Source organism: Vibrio sp. RW, assembly GCF_027587105.1.
Lineage (GTDB): Bacteria > Pseudomonadota > Gammaproteobacteria > Enterobacterales > Vibrionaceae > Vibrio > Vibrio toranzoniae.
Genome location: NZ_JAPPTM010000058.1, coordinates 1 through 4,434 on the forward strand (window position 1 = coordinate 1; position 4,434 = coordinate 4,434).

Sequence of the window (4,434 nt, forward strand, 5' to 3'; positions counted from 1 at the left end):
GATACCCAAATCACTCATAAAATTGAGTCGAAATGGGTAGGGGTCGGCGCAGCCGAAAGGGTTGGTTTTGTCGCCTTGTTTATACTTTCTGTCTTCCCCTTGCTTTTGCAAATCCTATAAGCGAAGCGCGTTAGTGTTCTCTTGGTTCCGGTACTGTGATCTTCGGGTTGTATCGATTGAAGAACTTACACAGTATCGAATATTTTTCTCTCCTTGTTTTGTTGCTTTCGTCTTCAATGGATTTCCAGTAACGAATGATTTGCCTCTTTCCTATCGCTTCTAACCTAGGATCGCCTTCCTTATTCATTATTTCCTCTAATATGCTGACTAGCCGAGTCATTTGTTTTTTTTTGTAAGCCGATTTTTTCCCTTTTGTTGTGTAGGAACTCATGGTTTGTCGGATTAAATAATGGGTGTGCTTATGCATGTTTTTATCCCATGTAGTTGTTCGTTATTCTTATTCTTCCATGTCCAAGTTCCTGGGCGATTTGTAATCTTGCTGATTGGTCGATTTGTTTGGCTTCTATGAGTGTGATGTTTCGTTGTTGGGCTAGGTGTTTTAAGTGGGCCTTTCCATGCGCTAACTTCGCTCTTACGGGGCTTTCTACGCCTGTTAATTCTTCATATCTTTGGTTTGCGTAGTGGTGTCGTTCACCATGAAACTTTATACCTACTTTTTGTATCTCTCGGTGGCATTGGTTTTGGTATTGCTTCCAAGACAATTCATTTGGGATCATGCTTCGGTGTTCACCTTGGATTTCTGAGGCTCTTTCAAGTGCTCTTATTTGCTCTTGATTGTTGATATTGAACTCTCTGTATCGTCCTCCTTTCGTTCCTAATTCAATCTTAATCACGCCTGTCTCTCTAGCGTGTTGGAGTGTGCCTTTTGCATCGATAAGGCAGGACTCTTTTAACCTCAACCCCATTGTTCTTTGTAGTTCGAGTTGAGCAGACAGGCGCGGTGAAAGCGTTTTTAAGGCTTGATGGTGCTGATCTTGAGTGACGCTGTGATCCTGATTCGCAATGCCTGTTCGGTTTGGTAGTCCCGCTTCCTTTACTCCCTCAACGCGACATGCTTTGTCCAACCGAGCGTTTTCCATGGCCACATTCACTTTACTTAGGTAGTTCTGAGCGGAAGATGCAGAGAGTTCTCCCTTTTCAAACCTTTCATTGAGGGATTGCGCGTAGCTGAGAACGTCAGATCTTTCGACCTTTTTTAAATCGTTTATTCCATGCTCTTTGAGGTGTTGCACAAAATCATTGAGTGCGGTCTTGCATTGGTTTTTTGTATTGTCTCCATTGCTTTTGAGTTGATAGGCCGTGGTCAATGCTCGTCCCATATTGCTCGATCTTAACCCGAAATTTCGGGCGTTCATGTTTCTATCCATTTTCGACTCGATTGTGCTCGTTAGTAACGTAGAGGTAAGAGATAACGTGCATTTAAGGTTGCACTTCCATAATCACGTTGTGGGCTTATTGCATCCCCGTGATGTGTTTCGAGTTTGAAGCGAGTGCATCTCGACCGGTGGCATTAATCACTGGCCTAATACCAGTGATACGGTGTCCTTGATGCTGTGCCATAAATGGCTTTTGGGTGGATAAACTTCCAAAAACTTCCGAGAAATGTTTGAGATGAGAACAGCTAACATGCTGTTTTAAGGCAACATTAAACGGAGTTACTTGGTGGTTTAGTCCGTCGTCTAAAATTTTTTATAAAAAATTTTAGACGACTTGTTCTATTCCCATTTCTGAAAATAGAGTTTCTGAAAGCCCAATAAGGGCGAGTAGATTTAGATGTGCAAAATGGCGGACTTAATAAATCCGTATTCTGCTTCTTCTTAATGGAAGACCCTTTCGGGTTCTACTGAATGGTTTACCTGGTCGTAGCGTAATGAACCTATCCTGCAGGTTTCAACTAGTCGAAGGTGCGCACCTGGGTGCGTTGTTTTTCTTTTTAAGTCTATAGATGACTTTTGACCCTTTCGGGTTCTAGCTTGATGAGTCGAACTGTATTTTCACAGTGTCACGTTATCGACTGTGACGAACTACACCTTAATGGTGTGTAGAAATCTTAATTTTGGAAGTAGGTATGTGGTGCTGCTACTTCTGGAAGGTTTCAACCTTCCCATACGCATTCTGCGTCAGCCTAATATGCTAAAAGCATAACCACGATTGTTGTCCCTACATTGGGACACTTAGAGAAAGTCCAAATAGGACTTTCGGCTCAAGACTTAATCTTCAAGTAACTTAGCACATTCATTTTGTTTTCCAAAACTTTGGCTACATCAAGATTTGAGGTGAATTTTGGAACTTAAAATCTAGTGTTATGGTTTTAAGACTATGAGGTTGATCTTGAGGTTTTAGATGTTTGTTAGAGTTATTTTTACAGCGCTATCATTTTGTGCTGTTTTCGTTGTTGTGAGTGACAATGTACCGAGTTGGGGACATGTTTTGGGATGGGGTTACATCTTGGGTATGTTGGCTCTGGGGGTAATAACATTGAAAGCCGAACAGCTCATGGCATGGTGTGATAAGCAATTAGCGAAAAAGAGAAAATGAAGAGGTATACTAGTTGTGTTAATAATTAACACATGGTGATTTTATGGCTAGAACAACAAGCGTTACAATCGGAGAATCTCTTGATTGTTTTATTGAAAGAATGATCGCAACAGGTCGTTATGGTTCTACGAGTGAAGTAATGAGAAGCGCATTACGTTTACTCGAGCAGCAAGAAAATCAGCAAAATTTGTTGCGTAAAGCTTTAGATGAGGGTGAATCGAGTGGAGAGAGTTCACTGTCCTTGAAAGATGTGGCTGCAATGAGAAAGGCTCGATTGCATGTATAAGCTATCCCAAAAAGCCGCGGATGACTTTGGGGATATCTACGAATATACCTTCTTAAATTTTGGTGAAGAACAAGCAGACAATTACACCGAGGAAATGGAGTTGTGCCTTCAAACGGTGTCTGAAGCCCCTTTTATCGGTCGAGATTGTTCTGACCTTCGTCCTGGCATTCGCCGGCATGATCATCAAAAGCACGCTATTTTTTATCGAGTTCGAGATTTTGATATTTTTGTCATCCGCATTTTGCATCACCAGATGAACCCTATGTTGCATCTTTAAAAGTAGTTCGACTTACAAACACCAAAAAACGGCCCTTAGAGGGCGTTTTTTGTTTCAAATGAACACGCTAGGTTTTGCCCTGTAAATCGCTCTGAAATCGTCACAAACTTACAAGGTGCTATGGAAGCATATTGCCTTGATCAAGTGTCCAAAATCTTCGCTAAGAGCGTTTGAGGGCTTCTGAGGTCTATTTCTGATAGCAAACTTTGCTATTTACCATAATAGGAATAATGAACACCGATTTTCTAATGCCACGAGTGCTTAATTACTCTTAAGCAACTAGTTAGAGTTTTTTTACGTCAGGATGCCTAGGTATAACATCATGCTGAATGATTAGTCTAAACATATCATCCTGCGCGTCCTCTAAATCTATGTAATTAACCGCATAATCAGACCAAAACTGCTCAAGTATGGGGTCTATTACATCATATATGAAACTAACGGCTTCAGTTCTTAAGTTTGCACTGGGCACAGCAAAGTGCTGAATAGTGTTTCTGAGTTTTCCAAAGTTGCGATATGTCTTTAAATTTGGGATCTTATATCCAGTAGAAGCCCATAACTTTTCTGGCAAGTCCGCGTACTGATGCGTCTTACCATCTTCAAATATATCCTGTACCGATAGCAACTCACCACTAACTGAAGTTGATTTAGGGACGTTAGAAAAAATTAGTAGTGGGTGTTGTTTGGCTATTGCGGATTTAATCAGAAGTTCTGCGGCTTGTGCTGTTTGAAGTACACCGAACACTCCTTCATCAATTCTCGTATCATAGCCAGTAAACAATACATTCTTTTGGGCTTGAGCTAAAACGCCAACTCCCAAATTGAACAAATGTTCGGACACATTTTTCATGTCTGTATGCATGGTTTCCTCAATAATTTTAACGCTTTCTATTCGGCAACAATCCATTTATGTGCGTTGTTATGCCCGATTAATCTTTTATGTTCAACAAAAGTTCAAAAACTTAAAATGTAGTTGTGCATGTTAGGTGGCTGGATGGGTATTTAACGTAACGTCACTTAATCTGCACCGTGATTTAGAAACAAAAAAGGCTCCCACTGGGGAGCCTTTTTTGTTTGGGAAAGCCATGACCGGTTAAAAGGATCATTGAGATCAATCGCTTTTGGGATTAATCTATTTCCCAGATGTGAAAAAACCAGCTTTGGCGAGCTGGTTTATTTCGGAATACTTAAACGATTTCAGAACCCGTTAAGTCCTTTCATGATAGCCATATCACGCAAGCACTTCAAGTACTCCTGCACTCTGTTTGGATTCAAGATGTTTTGGACAGAGCGACGCGCATCAGCCACCGAT

Annotated in this window: 5 protein-coding genes; 2 read left to right on the forward strand and 3 right to left on the reverse strand. The window is 41.0% G+C overall.

Annotated elements, in window-relative coordinates; translation table 11 throughout:
• Positions 1 to 130 precede the first annotated feature (130 nt).
• Positions 131 to 307, reverse strand: a complete 177-nt coding sequence (locus tag OCT63_RS21200) for a hypothetical protein (RefSeq protein ID WP_269984571.1) — start codon at positions 305 to 307, stop codon at positions 131 to 133.
• 124 nt (positions 308 to 431) lie between these two features.
• On the reverse strand, positions 432 to 1,376 hold the full coding sequence (locus tag OCT63_RS21205) for an integrase domain-containing protein (protein WP_016794273.1): 945 nt from the start codon (positions 1,374 to 1,376) through the stop codon (positions 432 to 434).
• Positions 1,377 to 2,602: 1,226 nt separating this feature from the next.
• On the opposite strand from OCT63_RS21205, the gene OCT63_RS21210 reads away from it, so the two are divergent.
• Both OCT63_RS21210 and OCT63_RS21215 read left to right on the forward strand, forming a co-directional pair.
• The gene (locus OCT63_RS21210; RefSeq protein WP_016794593.1) at positions 2,603 to 2,845 is read left to right on the forward strand and encodes a type II toxin-antitoxin system ParD family antitoxin; all 243 of its coding nucleotides are present in this window, start codon (positions 2,603 to 2,605) and stop codon (positions 2,843 to 2,845) included.
• Positions 2,838 to 3,122 carry a type II toxin-antitoxin system RelE/ParE family toxin gene (locus OCT63_RS21215; RefSeq protein ID WP_016794592.1) on the forward strand — a complete coding sequence of 95 codons (285 nt, stop codon included), beginning with the start codon at positions 2,838 to 2,840 and terminating at the stop codon, positions 3,120 to 3,122. The genes OCT63_RS21210 and OCT63_RS21215 overlap by 8 nt, the downstream gene beginning before the upstream one ends.
• Before the next feature lie 283 nt (positions 3,123 to 3,405).
• Here the strand turns inward: OCT63_RS21215 and OCT63_RS21220 are convergent, their stop codons facing one another.
• Positions 3,406 to 3,984, reverse strand: coding sequence for a hypothetical protein (locus OCT63_RS21220; RefSeq protein ID WP_269984572.1), 579 nt, complete (start codon positions 3,982 to 3,984; stop codon positions 3,406 to 3,408).
• Between the last annotated feature and the right edge of the window lie 450 nt (positions 3,985 to 4,434).

Excerpts from the sequence above, each read along its gene's own strand:
- OCT63_RS21200 (WP_269984571.1), bottom strand. The coding sequence starts at position 307 with ATGAATAAGGAAGGCGATCCTAGGTTAGAAGCGATAGGAAAGAGGCAA.
- OCT63_RS21205 (WP_016794273.1), bottom strand. The coding sequence starts at position 1,376 with ATGAACGCCCGAAATTTCGGGTTAAGATCGAGCAATATGGGACGAGCA.
- OCT63_RS21210 (WP_016794593.1), top strand. The coding sequence starts at position 2,603 with ATGGCTAGAACAACAAGCGTTACAATCGGAGAATCTCTTGATTGTTTT.
- OCT63_RS21215 (WP_016794592.1), top strand. The coding sequence starts at position 2,838 with ATGTATAAGCTATCCCAAAAAGCCGCGGATGACTTTGGGGATATCTAC.
- OCT63_RS21220 (WP_269984572.1), bottom strand. The coding sequence starts at position 3,984 with ATGCATACAGACATGAAAAATGTGTCCGAACATTTGTTCAATTTGGGA.